This is a genomic window from Mycolicibacterium neworleansense (assembly GCF_001245615.1).
Taxonomy (GTDB): Bacteria; Actinomycetota; Actinomycetes; order Mycobacteriales; family Mycobacteriaceae; genus Mycobacterium; species Mycobacterium neworleansense.
In genome coordinates this window covers 1-1,097 of sequence record NZ_CWKH01000005.1, presented here as the reverse complement: position 1 = coordinate 1,097, position 1,097 = coordinate 1, and the positions used below count along the sequence as shown (strand labels likewise).

The following is a 1,097-nucleotide window of genomic DNA, read 5'->3' as shown; positions in this document are numbered from 1 at the left end:
CCAGGGTGGCAAAACGACTCAACATGCGTGAACTTGCGCCTCTCGTGGTTCTGGATCCTGATGGTCTGCGACGCGTCATGGTCGTCAGAAGCCATGGCATCCAAGGAATCTGTCGCGACGAATCATGTATGGATCGCGTTTCGAAACGGTGAACAACGCCCCAACAGTTCTGACCAGACTTCCGTCCAGTGGGGGTTTTGAAACTGTGAGCCGGCTGATAACACGCTGTGGGGCAAGGCGGTTGGCCCAGCACTCTCTCGGTCGCGGCGAAATGCATTGACGCTCAGTGTCCTTCAAACAGCAAAAGGCGCGGTTGAACCGGAACGAACCGGTTCAACCACGCCTCTTGGGGTGGCAGAAGGTGTCAGACCGCCTTGGTGACTCCGAGGTAGGTGACGACGTCGTCAGTGTTGTCGGTCGAGGCCGTCAGCGTCGCGTAGGAGCGGATGAAGGACTGGCCGGCGCACTGGTCGAACTTGATCCGGACACCGGTGATCGTCACGCGCGTCTCGCTGCCCTTGAAGGACTTCTTGTCGATCGGGACGATCGTGACCGTACCCGGCTTGAGGTAGACCTTGCCCTGAAGGTTGATACCGGTACCGAAGCCGACGTCAGTGGCCGCGCCGGTGAACGGGACCCTGATCGACGGGGAAAAGCTTGCGCCAGGGTTGATTTCCATCTCGTCGGAGACGATGCCGCAGCCGATCTGCTGGCCGGCCTCCAGTGATCCGCCGGTGAGCTTGGTCTTGCCCTTGCCGGTGATCTTGCCGGTGAACGTGCCACCGACGAGGTACTCGCGCGAAGTGATGGCGGTGGTCAGCGGGGCGACGGGCAGCTGGCTCTCGTTGCTGCCGCTGACGGTGACGTGCCAGCCGTCCGGGGTGTCGAGCACACCGGGTGCGGCCGACGGCACAGCGCCGGTGTCGACCGGCGGGGGCGGCGGGGCATCGGCGACCGGGACGGCCGGGTCCGGCGGGGGCGGGGGATCAGCCTGTGCAAGGGGCGCAATCGCTACAGGGGCCAACATGCAGACTGCAGCCAGGGTGGCAAAACGACTCAACATGCGTGAACTTGCGCCTCTCGTGGTTCTGGATCGT

At 63.2% G+C, this 1,097-nt stretch carries 1 protein-coding gene; it reads right to left on the bottom strand.

Annotated elements, in window-relative coordinates; genetic code table 11:
• Positions 1-364: 364 nt before the first annotated feature.
• Positions 365-1,063: an MspA family porin gene (locus BN2156_RS30305; protein ID WP_090518665.1), complete on the bottom strand. Its 699-nt coding sequence runs from the start codon at positions 1,061-1,063 to the stop codon at positions 365-367.
• Between the last annotated feature and the right edge of the window lie 34 nt (positions 1,064-1,097).